The 18,487-nt window shown below is 39.3% G+C and carries 18 protein-coding genes; 15 read left to right on the top strand and 3 right to left on the bottom strand.

The window, feature by feature from the left end:
* Positions 1–12: 12 nt before the first annotated feature.
* The 6 genes from bshA to panD all read left to right on the top strand — a co-directional run bounded on the left by bshA (position 13) and on the right by panD (position 5,611).
* Entirely contained in the window at positions 13–1,155 is a 1,143-nt protein-coding gene (bshA, locus tag MHH33_RS10425) for an N-acetyl-alpha-D-glucosaminyl L-malate synthase BshA (protein WP_016427396.1), read from the top strand.
* Positions 1,142–2,338 (top strand): CCA tRNA nucleotidyltransferase, encoded by a 1,197-nt coding sequence (locus MHH33_RS10420; protein ID WP_342541704.1) that lies wholly within the window; start codon positions 1,142–1,144, stop codon positions 2,336–2,338. Before bshA ends, MHH33_RS10420 begins: the two co-directional genes overlap by 14 nt.
* Positions 2,316–3,299, top strand: a complete 984-nt coding sequence (locus MHH33_RS10415) for a biotin--[acetyl-CoA-carboxylase] ligase (protein WP_342541703.1) — start codon at positions 2,316–2,318, stop codon at positions 3,297–3,299. Before MHH33_RS10420 ends, MHH33_RS10415 begins: the two co-directional genes overlap by 23 nt.
* A 240-nt stretch (positions 3,300–3,539) precedes the next feature.
* Entirely contained in the window at positions 3,540–4,376 is an 837-nt protein-coding gene (gene panB / locus MHH33_RS10410) for a 3-methyl-2-oxobutanoate hydroxymethyltransferase (RefSeq protein ID WP_016427393.1), read from the top strand.
* Positions 4,373–5,224 (top strand): pantoate--beta-alanine ligase, encoded by an 852-nt coding sequence (gene panC, locus MHH33_RS10405; RefSeq protein WP_342541702.1) that lies wholly within the window; start codon positions 4,373–4,375, stop codon positions 5,222–5,224. Before panB ends, panC begins: the two co-directional genes overlap by 4 nt.
* 3 nt (positions 5,225–5,227) lie before the next feature.
* Complete coding sequence (panD, locus tag MHH33_RS10400; RefSeq protein ID WP_016427391.1) at positions 5,228–5,611, top strand: aspartate 1-decarboxylase; 384 nt, start codon at positions 5,228–5,230, stop codon at positions 5,609–5,611.
* A 98-nt stretch (positions 5,612–5,709) separates the two neighbouring features.
* Here panD and MHH33_RS10395 read toward each other — a convergent pair whose 3' ends face one another.
* Entirely contained in the window at positions 5,710–6,171 is a 462-nt protein-coding gene (locus MHH33_RS10395) for a hypothetical protein (protein ID WP_016427390.1), read from the bottom strand.
* A 656-nt stretch (positions 6,172–6,827) separates the two neighbouring features.
* On the opposite strand from MHH33_RS10395, the gene dinG reads away from it, so the two are divergent.
* From dinG to MHH33_RS10355, 8 genes are all read left to right on the top strand, one after another.
* Entirely contained in the window at positions 6,828–9,611 is a 2,784-nt protein-coding gene (gene dinG, locus MHH33_RS10390) for an ATP-dependent DNA helicase DinG (RefSeq protein WP_342541701.1), read from the top strand.
* A 23-nt stretch (positions 9,612–9,634) separates the two neighbouring features.
* Positions 9,635–9,805 carry a YpmA family protein gene (locus MHH33_RS10385; RefSeq protein WP_016427387.1) on the top strand — a complete coding sequence of 57 codons (171 nt, stop codon included), beginning with the start codon at positions 9,635–9,637 and terminating at the stop codon, positions 9,803–9,805.
* Between the two features lie 9 nt (positions 9,806–9,814).
* On the top strand, positions 9,815–10,297 hold the full coding sequence (locus MHH33_RS10380) for a DUF5590 domain-containing protein (RefSeq protein ID WP_016427386.1): 483 nt from the start codon (positions 9,815–9,817) through the stop codon (positions 10,295–10,297).
* A gap of 16 nt (positions 10,298–10,313) precedes the next feature.
* Positions 10,314–11,516 carry a pyridoxal phosphate-dependent aminotransferase gene (locus MHH33_RS10375; protein ID WP_342543762.1) on the top strand — a complete coding sequence of 401 codons (1,203 nt, stop codon included), beginning with the start codon at positions 10,314–10,316 and terminating at the stop codon, positions 11,514–11,516.
* 15 nt (positions 11,517–11,531) lie between these two features.
* Positions 11,532–12,827 (top strand): asparagine--tRNA ligase, encoded by a 1,296-nt coding sequence (asnS, locus tag MHH33_RS10370; RefSeq protein ID WP_342541700.1) that lies wholly within the window; start codon positions 11,532–11,534, stop codon positions 12,825–12,827.
* Positions 12,828–12,982: 155 nt separating this feature from the next.
* Positions 12,983–13,699: a DnaD domain-containing protein gene (locus MHH33_RS10365; RefSeq protein ID WP_342541699.1), complete on the top strand. Its 717-nt coding sequence runs from the start codon at positions 12,983–12,985 to the stop codon at positions 13,697–13,699.
* A 12-nt stretch (positions 13,700–13,711) separates the two neighbouring features.
* Positions 13,712–14,371, top strand: coding sequence for an endonuclease III (gene nth / locus MHH33_RS10360; RefSeq protein WP_342541698.1), 660 nt, complete (start codon positions 13,712–13,714; stop codon positions 14,369–14,371).
* Positions 14,368–14,721 (top strand): YpoC family protein, encoded by a 354-nt coding sequence (locus tag MHH33_RS10355; protein ID WP_342541697.1) that lies wholly within the window; start codon positions 14,368–14,370, stop codon positions 14,719–14,721. The genes nth and MHH33_RS10355 overlap by 4 nt, the downstream gene beginning before the upstream one ends.
* A 39-nt stretch (positions 14,722–14,760) precedes the next feature.
* On the opposite strand, the gene MHH33_RS10350 is transcribed toward MHH33_RS10355, so the two are convergent.
* The gene (locus MHH33_RS10350) at positions 14,761–17,466 is read right to left on the bottom strand and encodes a PBP1A family penicillin-binding protein (protein WP_342541696.1); all 2,706 of its coding nucleotides are present in this window, start codon (positions 17,464–17,466) and stop codon (positions 14,761–14,763) included.
* Between the two features lie 16 nt (positions 17,467–17,482).
* A complete protein-coding gene (gene recU / locus MHH33_RS10345) occupies positions 17,483–18,103 on the bottom strand; it encodes a Holliday junction resolvase RecU (protein WP_016427379.1) in 621 nt (206 codons plus the stop codon).
* Positions 18,104–18,285: 182 nt separating this feature from the next.
* Here recU and MHH33_RS10340 point away from each other — a divergent pair, with 182 nt between their 5' ends.
* Entirely contained in the window at positions 18,286–18,471 is a 186-nt protein-coding gene (locus MHH33_RS10340; protein WP_016427378.1) for a hypothetical protein, read from the top strand.
* Positions 18,472–18,487: the final 16 nt, after the last annotated feature.

Here is an 18,487-nt window from a genome sequence, read left to right as displayed (position 1 = left end):
GGAAGTGGTTTCATGAAGAAATTGAAAATTGGCATCACCTGCTATCCAACAGTAGGGGGGTCAGGAGTAATCGCAACTGAACTGGGGAAGCTCCTTGCAGAGCGTGGTCATGAAATTCATTTCATTACTTCCAGCATGCCTTTTCGGTTAAATCGCATGGTTCCAAATATTTTCTTTCATCAAGTGGAAGTGAACAGTTATTCTGTCTTTCAATATGCTCCTTACGATATCGCCCTGGCGAGTAAAATGGCTGAAGTGGTCCAAAAAGAAAACTTAGACATACTGCATGTGCATTATGCTATCCCACATGCGGTATGTGCAGTGCTTGCTCGTGACATGGCCGCACAAAATGTGGGAATCGTGACAACATTGCATGGTACAGATATTAGTGTTTTGGGTTACGATTCATCTCTTACAGGTGCCATCCGCTATGGAATTGAAAAATCAGATGTGGTAACGGCAGTTTCCAATTCATTGAAGGAAGAAACGTATCAATTAATACAACCATCTCAGACGATTGAAACCATTTATAATTTTGTTGATGAACGCGAATATGTTCCATCCAAATCAACGAATGTAAAGTCTTATTTCAATATTCATGAGGATGAAAAGGTAGTCATTCATGTTTCGAATTTCCGAAAGGTGAAGCATGTTGAAGATGTTGTTTCAAGTTTTGCTTATATACGAAAAGAAATGCCATCTAAATTACTTCTTGTCGGAGATGGGCCTGAAATGAATAACATCATTAAACAAGTCGATTCCTTGGGATTACAAAATGATGTGCTGTTTTTAGGAAAACAGAATAATGTGTCTGAATTGTACTCTATAAGTGATTTGAAATTACTTCTGTCGGAAAAGGAAGCGTTCGGGTTGGTATTATTAGAAGCAATGGCCTGTGGAGTACCTTGTATCGGCACAAATGTAGGCGGAATACCAGAAGTAATAGACCACGGAGAAAATGGCTACATTGTCCCTTTAAACGATGTTGAAGCAGTGGCATGTAATGCTTTGAAGATATTAAAGAATAATGACTTACATAAACGCATGAGAAATGCTTCCATTGAAGCGGTGTCTCGAAAATTCCATTCTTCAATCATCGTGAACCAATACGAAAAACTGTACGAGAAAGTGGTTCGTCAATATGTTAACAACTGAACATTGGCAAGCTGGTACAGCAATTATAAATAAGCTGAAAGAAAATGGATATGAAGCCGTATTTGTTGGAGGAGCAGTGCGCGATTTTTTGCGTCAAAAAGAAGCCAATGATATCGACATCGCTTCCAGCGCTTTACCAGAACAAGTAAAAAAAATATTCAAACGGACGGTCGATGTCGGACTTGCCCATGGAACTATCCTTGTTCTCGAAAGTCATATTCCCATTGAAGTCACAACATTTAGGAGCGACGGGGAATATGCAGATTACCGAAGACCAACGGATGTAAAGTTTGTCCTGTCTCTCGAAGAAGATTTGAAGCGTAGAGACTTCACAATGAACGCACTAGCCATGACTGAAAGTTTTCAGATTATCGATTTGTTCGATGGAAGACTTGATTTAGAAAACCGAATCATTCGAACTGTCGGCAATCCTACTGATCGTTTTCAGGAAGATGCTCTACGTATGCTAAGAGCTGTACGTTTCAGTGCTCAGCTCGGTTTTACAATTGACGACAAATCGTTGGAAGCCATCCAATTTTGCGCGGAAAATCTTACATATGTATCTGTTGAACGAGTGACTGCTGAACTTGAAAAAATGTGGGATAGCTCGAACTTACAAAATGGAATGAGCTATCTCGTCACAAGCAAATTGTCCGATCAATTGCCAGGAGGTTTCCCATTCCAACATGAAAAATGGGCGCAACTAGGAAATCCTCGCAACAGCTTGATATGTTGGTCCTTTCTTTGTTTATTGCAGGAAACCTCATCTGTGTCCGAACTGACCAGAACGTTTAAATTATCGAATGAATCGAAACAACAAATTGGTCAACTGGTTAAAGCCACTCAAATTCGATTTGAACGTTTGTTTACGAGAGATGACCTATACTCTTTTAATGAAGATATTCTTATCAAGGCGGAGAGCCTCGTTCATGTATTGAGAGATAAGATCCCACCGATGCCAATCGATACAATAATAAAACTCAAGCGTTCCTTACCAATTCAATCAAAAGCTGATCTTGTCATTTCAGGGAAAGACTTGATGGATTGGTTTAGCAAGCGTGGTGGTCCTTGGCTCAAAGAAGCATTGGCAGAGATTGAAATGGCTGTGCTTCATAAAAAAGTAGTGAATGATGCTACCAAAATAAAGGAATGGATAATGAATGAATCCAACAGTGAAATATGAAATTAAGAAACGTTTATTATCTGCAAAGGGTCAGCCTGTCTCGGGCCAACAATTAGCAGATGAATTTGGATTATCTCGAACAGCTATTTGGAAACATATTAAGGAACTTGAAGAAGAAGGATTTGTGATTAATTCCATTAAGAAAAAAGGATATGTATTGACATCCTCTCCAGACTCATTGCAAGCCGCCAAAATTAATCAGTATTTGACATCCAAACGGTTTGGCCAGTCAATTCATTATGAAGAAACTTGCCCTTCGACTCAGCCTATCGCCCATCGACTTGCACAATCGGGAGCACCTGATGGCTCGATTGTCGTTTGTGAAGAACAAACGGCAGGAAAAGGTCGTTTGGCACGAGCATGGACCTCTACTCAAGGAAAAGGCATTTGGATGAGTGTAATCATTCGACCGGAAATACCGCCTACAAAAGCACCGCAGTTCACGTTGGTTGCAGCAGTAGCAGTCACAAGAGCCATAGAAGATATAGCAGGCATTCGCGCAGAGATTAAATGGCCGAATGACCTATTAATAAATGGGAAGAAATGTACTGGAATATTGACAGAGCTCCAGGCCGACATGGACCGTGTTCATGCCATCATTTTGGGAATCGGAGTGAATGTTAACCAGTTAGAAACAGATTTCCCTGAAGAAATACAATCGATCGCCACTTCCATTCAAATGGTTTCTGGACAACCAGTCGATCGTGCTCAACTGATTGCACGAATTTTGCATCATTTAGAAATTTATACAGATTTATATATAACGCACGGTTTTGAGCCATTGAAGATCCTATGGGAAAGTTATTCGTGCACACTCGGTAAACGAATAAAAGCGAGCATGATTAATCAGCAAATTGAAGGCTTGGCTCTCGGCATTACAAATGATGGGGTATTACAAGTCAAAACCGACGATGGTCAGATTCACGGAATTTACTCTGCTGATATCGAAATACAAAATTAAGAAAAGTAAATCAAGATGGAATGTGCAATTTATTTCTGTTATAGTAAAAGCGAAGGGCAGTATCTTTGTAGAACTGCACCTGATGAATACAAGAAGATCTTTATAAATTTAATAATTCTGCCTTGATCTTAATCGACAGGGACGGAGGAAACCAATTACTTATCCTACGCAACCCTTCTGTCCATTCCTGGTCAGTAGGGTTTTTATTTTGGTTTTCTCTCCGAAGAGAGGAGCTAGGAAATGAAAACGACGACCGATTTTATTAATATGAAAAAAGAGAACGATAAAATTATTATGTTAACTGCTTATGACTATCCATCTGCAAAAATTGCAGAAAGTGCAGGCGTTGAAATTTTGCTTGTGGGAGATTCCCTGGGCATGGTTGTGCTTGGATATGATTCGACGATTCCTGTCACAATGGAAGATATGATTCATCATGGAAAAGCAACAAGACGCGGTGCAAAAGATACCTTCCTTGTAGTGGATATGCCATTTGGAACCTACCACGGGACAACGGACACTACACTTTCGAATGCCATTCGCCTTTTCCAGGAAACAAATGCACAAGCACTGAAAATTGAAGGTGCGGATGAAATGATCGACGTCATCCGTTTATTGTCACGTACTGGTATTCCCGTAGTGGCTCATCTTGGGTTGCTTCCACAATCTGCAAGCGTATCAGGTGGCTATAAAGTACAAGGGAAAACTGCGGAAGCTGCTCAAAAACTAATTGAAGATGCCAAGGCATGTGAAGCGGCAGGTGCCATTATGGTAGTTCTGGAATGTATTCCTTACCAACTCGCTAAAACAATCACAGAATCTTTGACGATTCCTGTCATCGGCATTGGGGCTGGCGCTGAAACGGATGGTCAGGTTCTAGTATTCCATGACACCGTGACTTATGGTAGCCATCATATGCCTAAGTTTGTTAAAGCTTATGCGAGTGCAGGCAAAGAAATTGAAGACGGCTTGACACAATATGTTGATGAAGTGAAATCTGGTGAATTTCCAGCAGTTGAACACCGATTCACAATGAAAGATGAAGAATTCCAACAGTTATACGGAGGAAAACAATGATTCAAGTTCAGTTAATCAACGATCTAAAAGAAAACGTAAAAGCAGCGAAACAAGCCGGTAAAAGCATCGGCTTTGTGCCAACGATGGGCTTTTTGCATGAAGGGCATATGTCTTTAGTTAAACATGCAAGAGAAGAAAATGACTTTGTGATCATGAGTATTTTTGTCAATCCTGCACAATTTGGTCCGAATGAGGATTTGGACAGATATCCCCGAGATTTAGAAAGGGATACGAAAATGGCCGTTGAGGCAGGAGTCGATTTGTTGTTCTTCCCGCAAGCGGAAGAAATGTATCCGCAAGATGGCGGAATTACAATCCGTGCAGGTGCTCAAGCTGATGTTCTTTGTGGTGCTTCAAGACCTGGACATTTTGATGGTGTCTTGAAAGTTGTCACAAAGCTTTTCCATCTAGTTGAGCCGACTAAAGTATATTTTGGCCAAAAAGATGCTCAGCAACTAGCTATCATTGAAACGTATGTAAGAGATTATAATTTCCCTCTCGAAGTTCGCAGAGTCCCAACAGTTAGGGAAGAGGACGGTTTAGCTAAAAGTTCAAGAAATGTATTCTTAAGTGAAAAAGAACGTGTCGAAGCGCCACTTATCCAACAAGCGATACAAATGGGACTGGAAGATTATCAAAAGAACCAGGATGCCGAGAAAGCTACATTAGTAACCATACAACACATCGAAAATGGCACGTCTGGGAATATTGATTATGTGGAACTGTTGAGCTATCCCGACCTGACAAATAATTTATCAAATAACAAGTCCATTATTTTAGCGGTAGCTGTCTTTTTCGAAAAAGCACGGCTGATCGATAATTTAATTTTGAACAATAAAGGAGAATAATCCATGTTACGAATGATGTTAAATTCAAAAATTCACCGCGCTGTCGTGACCGAAGCGGATTTAAATTATGTAGGCAGTATCACTATCGATCAAAATCTTTTGGATGCAGTCGGTATGCTGCCAAATGAAAAAGTGCATATCGTAAACAACAATAACGGTGCACGTTTTGAAACGTATATCATTGCCGGCGAAAGAGGCAGTGGAGTTATTTGTGTTAATGGAGCAGCTGCCCGTCTTGTTCAAAAAGGCGACGTCGTCATTATTTTGTCGTATGCATACGTGATGAACGATGAAGCAAAAGAACATAAACCAACTGTTGCCATCATGGGTGAGAATAATTCAATTCGTGAAATCATCAGCTACGAACCTGAAGCAACAGTAATGTAAGTAAAAACTGTATTTCAACATGTACAGAATAAAAAGAGGAAAGAAGTGATCTCACTTCTTTCCTCTTTTTTATGATGTAATTCATTTTAGGTAACTGCTCAAGGTTGATTAATAAATAGTAATTCTTGTTGCAATATTTCACATTGCGCCATGAAGTAGTCCCAGTCAACAGAAATTGTATTCTCCATTTTCAGTTCAGCTTTAATTAGTGCTTGATTTACAAATTGAGCTTTCTTTATATCTTCTTCTGTCCAAGTGCTTAGTTGGTAATTTGAATTTGTCGGTAATTGATTTAATGCAGAAGCAATCTTTTGGATGGTTTCCATTTCTTCTTTACTCAGTCCTTTGGAGGGGAATGTATGGGAAGCCGTTCCATACCATAGATCATCAAGAATAAGATTTAATTGGTTCGAAACAATCTGAGGGTTGTTCCAACCTTCTGTTTCTTGTTGTTGCAAAATTCCTTGTAATTCGACTAAGGGATATTGGATATTATCTAGAAAGTATTGTTTTTGATGCCAGCTATTCAAATAAAGCATAAACAAAATAACTGATATCATTGTTAATGATATGAGTGAGTATATGATTCTTATCTTTTTCTCTTTTTTTATAAGCCAACTTCCTTTCAAATAATCTTAAAAGTTATTCGGAATGAGAATAATGTAATAGATATAAATATATATTCCATAAAAATTCCAAATAACCTTTTTGATTATAAGGAATGATGAAATTAAACGGAGTAAAATGAAGGAACCTGCCAAATTTACAACATCGGGAGGTTTTTTGCTCAGGTAAGTTATACAGGGGGAAGTCAAAAGCAAACCGGAATCCAGTCTGGAATAGTGTCTTTTTATAGGGTGAATCGTAATGTTTCAATCATTTCTTTTTCATCTACCATTTTTGTGGAAAATGCGATATTATTATTTTCTTTGGCTTTTTTAAATTTATTAAAAATGGAATCTGCACCCTTTACGCAGACGAACTAGCAAGCTTACTTGGGCCAACAGGATGTTGGTCACGAAGTACCTCTTATTCCGTTTTGCAAGCAGATAATGAAAAAGCCAGGATAAAAATGGCGGTGAAATGTTTCCATATGTCCATTTGGCAATAACCTCCTTCTTGAAATAGACCTCATCACATCGTGTCAGTTACACTTCCATAGATGTTTTGTGATACAATTTTTTTGTTAGAAGTCTAAATTGTGAGCTGATATTTTATGTTAAGCCCTACTTATGCCGTTGTAGATATTGAAACGACGGGTCATTCGCCTGCAAAAGGGGATCGGATGATTCAATTTGCCGTTGTATTCGTACGAGATTGGCAAATCCAATCTACTTTTTCAACCTTCATTCAACCAGGTAAAAAAATCCCTTTATTCATACAAGACTTGACCAATATTTCAGATGATGACGTCAAAGATGCACCGATTTTTGAAGATGTGGCCGGAGACATTTATGACATGCTGGAAGATTGTATCTTTGTTGCGCATAATACGAATTTTGATTTATCTTTTGTACAAGCCGAATTCAAGCGTACGGGATTCCCTTTATGGAAAGGCAAAAAAATGGATACCGTTGAACTGTCACGCTTACTGTTTCCGACGTCTTTCAGTTATAAATTACAGGATATTACCCAAGAGCGGGGCATCCAACTAACAAATGCCCATCGTGCAGACGATGATGCCTATGCGACCGCTGAATTATTTATAGAGTGTATGAAAGAAATTGAAAAACTGCCGATTCAAACATTAGAACTAATTCATAAACGATCTTTTCAGATGAAATTCGACATCTCTGCTTTATTTTTCGAAGCTCTTCAAAGAAAGCGAAAGATGCTCAAATCCGAAAATTACGATTTTTATAAAGGCATTCCGCTTCGACAGAAGTATTTCATGCAAGGTCCAGTGGAATCTTCCATTTTCTATCCTGAAACCAAGAACCAGAAACGTCTCTATTTTTCAGAAGGGTTACAGGACTTCAAAGAACGTGAAGGGCAGTTTCAGATGATGGATGCCATATGGCAAACCTTTCAGGAAAAAAATGAACTGGCCATTGAAGCATCGACGGGACTCGGAAAGACGCTAAGTTATTTAATTCCAAGTTACTTCTATGCAAAACAACAAAACAAAAAAGTATTAATCAGCACGTACACTACTCACTTAATGGAGCAACTATATGACGTTGAAATACCGAAATTAGAAGCCATTGTAAAAAATAGTGTTCAAGTTGCGATTTTGAAAGGTGCTAGACATTATCTCGACTTGCACCGTTTCGAGGAATTACTGCGTGCAAAAGACGAATCTTATGATGAAACGTTTGCTATTTGCCAGCTGTTAGTTTGGTTAACAAGAACTTCTACAGGTGATGTTGGGGAACTGAACGTTTCAAGTGGCGGTCAATTTTTCCTCGACAAAGTCCGGAAAAATGCATTTTCCGTTAAGACAACGGAAGTGAATGACCATGATTTCCATGCATATGCATTGCTTCAAAGTCAGCATGCAGATATTCTTATTACCAACCATGCCATGCTCTTTACTGATCGGCATAGGCTGGAACCATTACTCAAGAATGAAATCAGTGGATTTATTATTGATGAAGCACATCAATTTGTACAAGCTGCGAATACACGTGATGAAAGAATCTTTTCATACACGCAGTGGAAATATGTATTTGGTCAACTTGGAACCCGCGATCAGGAACAATTAACCTTTTCTTTCGCCAATGTTTTGGAGAAACATGGGGTGGATGTGATTTATTCGTTCGATGAACTTGATCGGATTTATATGAGGTGTAGTGACAAGTTTGATGAAGCGATTCAATCCATTATTCAGAGTGTCCGCCGTAAGACTGCGACAAAATCTCATTCGAAACAAACGATTTTGTTCGAAGATTTAGATCTGGATTATGAATTGCTCGATGAAGTTTACCAATACCTTCAAAGGTGGGTGACAATTGCCCAACACTTACTCGAGAGAATGTCTAAAAGTCAGCTTGAATCAACACATGCCGATAAACTAGTTGCTGCCGAATGGCAATATTGGTTGAACGAAATGAAAATCAAGACAGGTGAATGGGTCGATATTTTCCTATCTTCTCCTGCAGAACATTCAGTATGGGTGGAAATGGATCGCAGAAGCATTCCAGGTAGCCTGCAAGTGTATAAAAAACCGATTAACAGTACACAGGCGGTCAATGAAATATTTAACGATTGGAGAGGCAGTGCTGGCATCGTCTGGACGTCAGGTACGTTATCAGTCCCAGGAAATAATCGTTTCATCGTCAATCAACTGGGGCTTCCAGAGACGGTGTCCATAAAAAATTACTCTGCGCCAAAAGATTTTTACCAAGGAGCCAATTTATTCATTGTCGATGATATGCCGGATATTCAGCATGTCTCACAATCTGATTTTATCGAAGCAGTTGCCGATGCAGTCATTCAAACGGTTCTGATTACGGAAGGCCGATGTTTTGTGCTCTTCACATCACAGGACATGTTGCGAAAAACAGTCGATTTAATTCAAGATACAGGATTGCTTGAAGATTATATGTTATTCGCCCAAGGCATGACATCAGGTAGCCGCATGAAATTATTGAAATCATTCCAGAGGTTCCGAAAGTCCGTATTGTTTGGTACGAATAGTTTTTGGGAGGGTGTCGATGTACCGGGAGATGCATTAACTGCAGTCATCTTGGTACGGTTGCCGTTTTCTTCACCGGATGAGCCTGTATTCAAAACACAAGCTGACCGTCTGACCAAACAAGGAATCAATTCATTTACATCACTGGCATTGCCGGAAGCGATTCTTAGATTCCGTCAAGGTTTTGGCCGTCTAATTCGTTCATCAACCGATCGTGGCGTATTTATTGTCCTCGATCGCAGAATTGAGTCGAAATCTTATGGGAAAGAGTTTATTAGTGCTTTGCCAGATATCCCAGTTAAGAAAGTATCCCTAGAAGATATGGTCTTGGACCTTGAAAATTGGTATAATGAGAAAGTATGAGCGAAGAAAGTAGGGGTTACAAAATGGAAAGCAGAATTGAAGTAATATCAACAGTTACGGTTGACTATCAATCAGACTTGTATAAAATTGTGGACGCCTTGAATCGCACTTTGAAACAAAGAAATTTAATGTTTGGCCTGGCACTTGAAAAAGATAATCATGAGAAAGCCGTTTTCACAATTTATAAAACGTAAGGTGCAGAAATGAAAAAATGGTTTATTTTTATCAGTGTATTTATTCTTTCATTAACTCTTTGTATCAGCTTGTTTGTCATCTGGAAAGCAGGACAACCTTTCAGAAGCGCAAAACAGGATGCTGAACAATTGGCAATTAGTGAGAAAATGTTAACAGAAGTGACAGATTCACAGGTGTACAGTAGTACAAATACATATATTACTGTACTTGGAAACGATGAAAACGGAGAAGAAAAAGCTGTTTTTATTCCTTCCTCCAATCAAAAATTAAAAATTGAAGAAGTGCTTATGAAAGATGGCATTTCGAAAAAACAAGCCATTAAAACTGTACAAGATGAATTTGAAGTCAAAGAGGTGCTACATACTAAACTTGGCTGGGAACAAAATCATGCAGTATGGGAAATTACATTTTTAAATGAAAACGACAAGCTTAATTACGTTTATTTATTATTTGAAAATGGAAAATGGTGGAAACGTATATTGAATATGTAAAAGGGGACAATCGATGATGAAACCTATATTAGCTAACCGTGTTCAGACATTGACACCGTCAACAACACTTGCCATTACAGCAAAAGCAAAGGAATTAAAAGAACAAGGTATTGATGTGATTGGTCTTGGCGCAGGCGAGCCCGATTATAATACTCCTCAAAACATTTTGGATGCGGCATTTAAGTCGATGAATGATGGTTATACAAAATATACACCAGCAGGCGGTTTGCCAGCATTAAAAAAAGCAATTATCAACAAGTTACAGCGTGATCAACAAATCACATATCAACCGTCTGAAATTTTGATTGGTATTGGTGCGAAACATGTTTTATACACATTGTTCCAAGTACTATTAAATGAAAATGACGAAGTAATCATTCCCATCCCTTATTGGGTAAGTTATCCAGAACAAGTGAAACTTGCAGGAGGCGTACCTATTTATATTGAAGGTACAGCTGAACAACAATACAAAATCACTGCCCAACAAATTAAACAAGCAATCACTGACAAGACTCGTGCCGTTATCTTGAATTCTCCAAGTAACCCAACCGGGATGATTTACTCAAAAACTGAATTGCAGGAAATTGCAGAAGTTTGTAAAGAAGCGAACATCTGGATAATATCTGACGAAATTTATGAAAAATTGATTTATGGAGATGCCAAACATATTTCCATTGCTCAACTTTCAGACGATGCAAAAGAGCGTACGATTATTATCAATGGTGTGTCTAAATCACATTCCATGACAGGATGGCGTATAGGCTATGCAGCGGGTAACAAGGAAATCATTACAGCAATGACAGACTTAGCGAGCCATTCCACATCAAACCCTGTCACTACTTCTCAATACGCTACAATTGAAGCGTATAATGGTCCTCAGGACACAGTAGAAGAAATGCGTTCTGCGTTTGAATCACGTCTTGAAATTATTTTCCCGCAAATAGTAGCTATTCCAGGTTTCAAAGTATTAAAACCACAAGGAGCATTCTATTTATTTCCAGATGTTTCTGAAGCAGCATCAAAAACAGGTTATGATTCAGTTGACACATTTGTAGAAGCACTACTGACTGAGGCAAATGTAGCGGTCATTCCGGGTTCTGGTTTTGGAGCCCCATCAACAATTCGATTATCCTACGCAACTTCACTCGACTTACTTGAAGAAGCAGTGTCACGTATAGATACATTTGTACGATCAAAATGGCAAGATGGTTTGCTGTAATTTCTGGAGGAATTTATGAAAAAAATTATGATTCACGAAATGCCAAAACACTTAGGCGAAACAGTAAAATTAGGTGCTTGGTTAGCCAATAAACGTTCAAGTGGAAAGATTGCATTCTTGCAACTACGCGATGGTTCTGGCTTCGTACAAGGCGTTGTTGTTAAGGCAGATGTGGCAGAAGAATTATTTATCAAAGCAAAATCTTTAACACAGGAAACGTCAATGTACGTTGTCGGAGAAGTTACTAAAGATGAGCGTTCTTCGTTTGGCTTTGAACTTCAAGTGAAAGATATCGAAGTCATTCACGAAGCAGTAGATTTCCCAATCACACCAAAAGAACATGGAACTGAATTTTTGATGGATAACCGTCATTTATGGTTGCGTTCACGTAAACAACATGCCATTATGAAAATCCGTAATGAAGTCATCCGTGCAACTTATGAATTTTTCAATGAAAATGGATTTGCAAAAGTAGATCCGCCGATTTTAACAGGATCTGCTCCTGAAGGAACTTCTGAATTGTTCCAGACCAAATATTTTGATGAAGATGCATATCTTTCTCAATCAGGTCAACTTTATATGGAAGCGGCTGCTATGGCACTTGGAAAAGTGTTCTCATTCGGTCCTACTTTCCGCGCTGAAAAATCAAAAACACGTCGCCATCTGATTGAATTCTGGATGATCGAGCCGGAAATGGCTTTCACGGAATTTGAAGAAAATCTTGTGGTGCAAGAGCAATATGTTTCATACGTTGTTCAATCAGTCCTGAAAAACTGTAAGTTGGAGTTGGAGCGTCTTGATCGTGACGTAACGAAACTTGAACATATTCAAGCTCCTTTCCCACGTATTTCTTATGACGATGCCATCACATTCTTAAATGCAAAAGGGTTTGATGATATTCAATGGGGTGATGATTTTGGCTCACCACATGAAACTGCAATTGCTGAACATTATGACAAGCCTGTATTCATCACGCATTATCCGATTGGTATTAAACCATTCTATATGCAGCCACACCCAGAACGTGATGATGTCGTTTTATGTGCGGACTTAATTGCACCTGAAGGCTATGGCGAAATCATCGGTGGTTCAGAACGTATTCACGATTACGATTTATTGAAACAACGTCTTGCAGAACACGAACTGGATGAAAAAGCATATGCATGGTACTTGGAACTGCGTAAACAAGGCTCCGTGCCACACTCAGGATTCGGACTAGGATTAGAGCGCACAGTAGCATGGATCAGTGGAGCAGAACACGTCCGTGAAGCGATTCCGTTCCCACGCTTATTAAACCGTTTATATCCATAAACAAGAAAAGTGCAGAAGCCCACGCTAGCTCGACTCCGACGGTGGAAGGTACGAGCTGGGCTTCGGAACTAGACATGTAGGAAAGTAAAGAAAACAGCTAAAATTCGTAACATGAGTTTTTTATCAATATTATAAGTACAAAGGAGAGTTCGGGTATGCAACAGCAACAGCCAGATCGGCTCCGTATGTGGACAGAGCAGGGAAATGTAACCATTTCCCAGCTCTTTTTTCAACATTACAAAAAGTGTGATATCCAGGATGATGAAGCCTTTTTAATTCTTCATATGGTGGCGTTTATCGATAAGGGAAATCATTTTCCCACGCCAGATGATTTAGTGGAACGTTCCCATTTTACATCGGAACAAGTAAGTCGACATATGCAAAGATTGTTCCAAAAAGGGTATTTATCGATACAACAAAGATATGATGATAAAGGAGTATTGATTGAAGCCTTTTCTTTTCACTCATTATGGAATCGGTTAATTGACACAGTTCTGGAAGAAAGAACGTCACAGAAAGTAATGACTCAAAAAGAACAAGAAGGCGAGATTTTCCGATTGTTTGAACAAGAATTCGGGCGTTTCCTTTCCCCTATGGAAAGTGAAACTATTGCAATGTGGATGGATCAAGATCAGCAATCACCCGAGTTGATTCGAGCAGCATTGAAAGAAGCTGTACTTGCACAAAAAATGAGCTTACGCTACATCGATCGCATTTTGTTTGAATGGAAAAAGAAAAATGTCAAAACCATGCAGGATGTTGAAAAACAAGCAAGTCAATTCCGCACAGTACCGGAAAGAACATCGCCACCAACACAACCGCAAAAATCAAATAAAGTACCATTCTATAATTGGTTAGAAGAGCGAGAGTAGGGAAGTGAAAATATGCTGACAAAAAGTCAATGGGAGTATTGTTTATCAGAAATGGATAGAATGTTCCCTGATGCTCATTGTGAGCTCGTTCACGCCAATCCATTTGAGCTGACAATCGCCACATTGCTTTCTGCACAATGTACGGATGTACTCGTAAATAAAGTGACCCCGGCTTTATTCGCAAAGTATCAAACCCCGGAAGATTATTTAAGTGTGCCACTGGAAGAACTACAGGATGATATACGTTCAATTGGATTGTTTCGTAACAAAGCAAAAAACATACAAGCATTGTGTCGAATGCTGCTTGAACAATTTGATGGTGAAGTTCCTGCCAATCGTGATTTGTTAACCACACTTCCTGGAGTGGGTCGTAAAACAGCAAATGTTGTCGTTTCAGTTGCGTTTGATATCCCTGCATTGGCAGTGGATACACATGTGGAGCGAGTGACAAAACGACTGGGTCTCTGTCGCTGGAAAGATTCGGTTCTGCAAGTTGAAGAAACAATCATGAAAAAGACGCCTATGGACAAGTGGTCAAGAACACATCACCAACTTATTTTCTTCGGTCGTTATCATTGCAAAGCACAAAACCCCCAATGTCCAGTGTGTCCACTGTTGTCCTTGTGTCGTGAAGGGAAAAAAAGGCTAAACAAAGGATTGGTAGAAATTTGATTCGATTTGATGCCAAACATGCACAAAAAGAACATCTTAGCGGCATTCTAAGTCAATGGTCGACTTTAAAAGAAATGATAAAAGATGCTTTTAAACTGAAAAATAAGGGTGTTCATGAGCAGATGCTTTTAGGCATTAAGCTATATGAAGATTTCTTGGTTCAAGTATCAGAATCAACAAGTTTTAAGCCTGAAGAGATTCAAGACTACGAAATCCTTCCTCTAAACGGGAAAGAACGATATATATTTATCATTACGAATTCGAATCGCTATGTTGCTTCTAGTCAGTTAAATGAGTTATTCGATGAAACAATCAAGAAAATTGCTCGATTGCGCATAAAATCAAACTAAAAAGAAGCAGATCCTAAAAGGATCTGCTTCTTTTTTATATTATGGACTTATAGAGGAATCAGAATTCGATATTGAGGCGGTTCTCGCTTGAGTCTTATTTTCTGTACTGTTTGCGGCACCTTCAGTTGATCCATCATCGCCCCCACCTTCTGGCGGTGGGGGAGTTTCACCTTCAGGAGGAGGCGTTGTCCCATCGACAGGTGGTGTCGTCCCTTCATCAGGTGGAGGTGTCGTTCCATCGCCATCTGACCCGCCATTACCATTACCATTTCCGTTCCCGTTACCATTACCATTACCATTTCCGTTCCCGTTCCCGTTACCATTCCCTTCACCAGGAATTTCCGATTCAGGTACTTCAGTGGCATCAATTTCAAGTGTTGTACTAGCTGGTTCGCTTCGTACTCCTTCTGCTATTGCCACTACAGTAAATGTATAGGTACTGCCTGGAGTAATGCCTGTGACAATCAAGCCTTCCTGGCTAGTGGTTTGTAGAACCGAAGGAGTGCCTCCATCCACTGCAAACGAAACTTCAAATGCTACATCCACTTTGTCTTTATCACGTTTTGGTGCTTTGTGCTTCCAGGATAATGTAGCTGATTGATCGCCTTCACTGTATTCAGCTTTGAAATTTGATGGTGCTTCCACTTCAATTTGTTCATATTCCTCGGAAACTTTAGTTGGTTCAGTTCCACGAACAAATAATTCTGTTCGTTTCAAGTTGTCCGGTGTAAATTCACTTGCAAGACGAAGAGGGGAAGTGCCCACTTCAACAGTTGCTTCTACAACTGAATTTGGTCGTTTAAAGCGTGGTGTATCTTTGTCTGCAGATATATTTGTCATAACATCTTTAAACAATCTTTGGGCGAAAGTGCGTTCAGTTGAATCGGCTGTATTGATTGCTTGTTTACGTTCTTTATAACCAGTCCAAACGGCGATTGAATAATTTGTCGTATAACCAGCAAACCAAATATCCGGAGCTGAGCCTTCAGGCAAATTATAATCATTAAATTCTTTGGATGTATAGTTGGTGGTTCCTGTTTTACCTGCAACATCCAAGCCTGGAATGATTGCTGCTTTACCAGATGCGCCTCTGCGCTCACTAACTACATCTCGAAGCATATCGGTCACCATAAAAGCAGTTGAATCTTTCATGGCTGGTTTTGATTTAGGTTTAAATGTTTTCTTCGTTTCTCCATCACGATAAACAATTTCACTAATAGTGTAAGGGTCTGAGTACATGCCGTCATTCCCGAAAGCTGCATATGACGCTGCCAACTTAATCGTGTTGATTCCGGTAGTTGCTCCAATCGCAGCAGATTCATAATCGAGATAGTCACCAGTAATGCCTAAATTATTGGCAAATTCTTTGCGGTCACCACTTTCGACTTCTTTGAAGGCTTTAACAGCTGGTATATTTCGAGAACGATACAATGCTTCACGCGCTGTCATAGCTCCCAGATATTCATTATCGAAATTGTAAATTTGTTGATCTGAATTTGAATAATTCATTTTTTCATCAACCAGGGTGTGACCAGTAGACCAATTCAAATATTCGATGGCAGGACCATAATCCAGGATCGGTTTAACAGTTGAACCAATACCACGTTTTGAAACATCTTGCGCGTAGTTAAATTCGAAGCTTGGGCCATAATCACGACCGCCACCTACTGCAACAATGGCACCTGTTTTCGTATCCAATACGGTCATTCCTGCTTGCATTTCTTGAGTAGGGAAGTTATCTCCTGAAAAAGCCTCTTCTACTGAACCCTGAGCTTGTGGATCAAGCGTCGTATAGACTTTCAATCCATCAGCTAAAGAATCATCTGAGCTTTTAGCTGCCAGTTCATTCAATACAATATCCAAAAAGGCAAGATACTTGGTAGAATTCGAAGGTTTGCGATTTTCTTCAGCTAGTAAACCTTCAGTTATTGGAATCGCTTGTGCTTCTTCCATTTCAGCTTTTGTAATTTTCCCATGCTGTTCCATCAGGCGTAAAACGATATTTCGACGTTTTTCTGCGGCTTCGGGATGCTTGAAAGGATTGTAGTTGTTCGGACTTTGAGGCATTCCGGCCAACATCGCCATTTCGTGTAGCTCCAAGTCTTTTAATTCTTTTCCGAAAAAGCTTTCAGATGCAGTCCCAAATCCATAAATATTTCCTGACATTAAGACTTTGTTGAAGTACATCTCAAAAATTTCTTCTTTTTCATACTTTTGTTCAAGTTGATAAGCAAGATAAGCTTCTTGAGCTTTACGTTTTAACGTTTTTTCATTTTGTAAAAATGAATTTTTTATCACTTGTTGTGTTAAAGTACTAGCACCTTGAGAACCAAATCCACTTGTAATGTTAGCAAGAATTGCTCCACCAAGGCGGTAAAAATCAATTCCGTTATGTTTATAGAAACGAGCGTCTTCAGTAGCCAATATGGCTTCTTCCATTTCTTTAGGGATATCTTCGTAATTCACATAATCTCGGTTTTCGGATCCAATTGTTGCAAAGACATCGCCATTTACATCATAAAACTCAGATGAAATTGGGTCCTTTAATGATTCTTCATCTAATTCTGGTGCAGAGCTTGCGTAATAAACAAAGAGTCCTCCACCGAATAACAGTCCTGCCAATCCAATAATGAGACAGGCCATAATAATACGTTTAAACCAACCTGTTGTACTTCTTTTTTTCGATTTCTTTTGTTTTTCTAATTCTTTTCTTCGTTGTCCACGAGAGTTAGCTTTTTCGCTCACGAACGTCTCCTCACTTTCACGGCTTCACAGATTCCTCTGAAAGCATCTTTGTTACTCCCCGCAAATAGTCAATTGGAGGATAAGCTCCTGGGACTATTTCAAAGGCATGTTGTTCGAAAAATTCGAACGGAATTGATTTGCGACCACCTTTACACATTTCATCCCATGCATCTTGAAGGGGACGATAAGGTAAAATGAAATATCGATTGATGGATGAAAAACGAACGATTAAAAAGGTAAGACCTTTCTGTTCCGTTACCAGTCGCATGTGGTCAATTTGATGAGCATGGATATTCTTTAAAGGGAAGGAAGTTTTATTTTTCGTTTCTTTCGCTTCAAAATCCACATGAATGCCTTGCCATACACCATTAAAGTCTGTTGTCGAAGCAGTCCGATAATAGGCTTCTCTTATGACAGCTGCACTTCGGGAAGGATATTCTACTTTTACTACTTGGATAGGTACAGGTTTTTTATGAATGACTGCCGTACCTTTTTGCATATAAAAGTCATTTGTTTCATTAATCTCATCCTCTAAGGTTTTTCCCCGGTTACTGAAGGTATAATCCTTCTTTGCACGTTTTTCCGAATTATTTTTTGTGGGCGTATAAATCTTACCATTCGGGTAGTTAAATGCCATGCTCGTCACCTCGCATACCAGTTTATCATAACCACACCCTACTAGACGTGATTCGCGCTTTAAGGTTTCATAGTTTGTGTGTCGAATTGTTGTAAGTATTAGCTTAATCCTTCTAGTTTTGTCGTTGGCAAAGGATTTCATCATGTTATGGAGAACTTCACTAACAACTGGAGGGATGCAGCATGAAACGTATAGAAGAATTGATTGAACAATTGTCATTACTTGAACATATCTTGGAAGCACGATTTATACAGGAAAGATCTACACAAACGCAAACTGTCATCGATAAAGGGCATCAAGTAGGAAAAGCATTAAAAGAAACGGAACAAATGATAGAATGGAATACCTGTTCGCAAAAAAGTGGTTAAAACCACTTTTTTTTGT

The organism is Paenisporosarcina sp. FSL H8-0542, from assembly GCF_038632915.1.
In the GTDB taxonomy this organism is placed as follows: domain Bacteria; phylum Bacillota; class Bacilli; order Bacillales_A; family Planococcaceae; genus Paenisporosarcina.
The sequence above is the reverse complement of the archived record's forward strand: the minus strand, read 5'-3'. Positions and strand labels throughout refer to the sequence as shown.

Coding starts and splice junctions, on each gene's coding strand:
- MHH33_RS10375 (WP_342543762.1), top strand. CDS start 10,314: ATGAAACCTATATTAGCTAACCGTGTTCAGACATTGACACCGTCAACA.
- panD (WP_016427391.1), top strand. CDS start 5,228: ATGTTACGAATGATGTTAAATTCAAAAATTCACCGCGCTGTCGTGACC.
- MHH33_RS10365 (WP_342541699.1), top strand. CDS start 12,983: ATGCAACAGCAACAGCCAGATCGGCTCCGTATGTGGACAGAGCAGGGA.
- nth (WP_342541698.1), top strand. CDS start 13,712: ATGCTGACAAAAAGTCAATGGGAGTATTGTTTATCAGAAATGGATAGA.
- MHH33_RS10385 (WP_016427387.1), top strand. CDS start 9,635: ATGGAAAGCAGAATTGAAGTAATATCAACAGTTACGGTTGACTATCAA.
- MHH33_RS10340 (WP_016427378.1), top strand. CDS start 18,286: ATGAAACGTATAGAAGAATTGATTGAACAATTGTCATTACTTGAACAT.
- dinG (WP_342541701.1), top strand. CDS start 6,828: ATGTTAAGCCCTACTTATGCCGTTGTAGATATTGAAACGACGGGTCAT.
- panB (WP_016427393.1), top strand. CDS start 3,540: ATGAAAACGACGACCGATTTTATTAATATGAAAAAAGAGAACGATAAA.
- panC (WP_342541702.1), top strand. CDS start 4,373: ATGATTCAAGTTCAGTTAATCAACGATCTAAAAGAAAACGTAAAAGCA.
- MHH33_RS10420 (WP_342541704.1), top strand. CDS start 1,142: ATGTTAACAACTGAACATTGGCAAGCTGGTACAGCAATTATAAATAAG.
- bshA (WP_016427396.1), top strand. CDS start 13: ATGAAGAAATTGAAAATTGGCATCACCTGCTATCCAACAGTAGGGGGG.
- MHH33_RS10380 (WP_016427386.1), top strand. CDS start 9,815: ATGAAAAAATGGTTTATTTTTATCAGTGTATTTATTCTTTCATTAACT.
- MHH33_RS10395 (WP_016427390.1), bottom strand. CDS start 6,171: ATGATATCAGTTATTTTGTTTATGCTTTATTTGAATAGCTGGCATCAA.
- MHH33_RS10415 (WP_342541703.1), top strand. CDS start 2,316: ATGAATCCAACAGTGAAATATGAAATTAAGAAACGTTTATTATCTGCA.
- asnS (WP_342541700.1), top strand. CDS start 11,532: ATGAAAAAAATTATGATTCACGAAATGCCAAAACACTTAGGCGAAACA.
- recU (WP_016427379.1), bottom strand. CDS start 18,103: ATGGCATTTAACTACCCGAATGGTAAGATTTATACGCCCACAAAAAAT.